The organism is Pseudoflavonifractor capillosus, from assembly GCF_016902575.1.
In the GTDB taxonomy this organism is placed as follows: Bacteria; Bacillota; Clostridia; order Oscillospirales; family Oscillospiraceae; genus Enterenecus; species Enterenecus capillosus_A.
The window spans coordinates 1-219 of record NZ_JACSNZ010000174.1 but is presented as its reverse complement, the minus strand read 5'-3'; the positions used below and the strand labels follow the sequence as shown (position 1 = coordinate 219).

General features: G+C 41.1%; 1 rRNA gene. It reads left to right on the top strand.

Annotation, left to right across the window (positions count from 1 at the left end):
• Positions 1-130 precede the first annotated feature (130 nt).
• Positions 131-219: ribosomal RNA gene (locus H9X86_RS12345) — 16S ribosomal RNA — on the top strand; the annotation flags it as partial.

Sequence of the window (219 nt, the reverse complement as noted above, 5' to 3'; positions counted from 1 at the left end):
AAGGACACGAGTCCTTCATGGAAACTGGTAACACAGAGACATGAAGGGTCTCATCAATTCTTATCTTTGAAGTTAAGGAAAACTTACTTCAATAAATTGATTTGAACGGTGAAAGCCGTTTAGATACCATTTTATTGAGAGTTTGATCCTGGCTCAGGATGAACGCTGGCGGCGTGCTTAACACATGCAAGTCGAACGAGAATCAACGGATTGAGGATT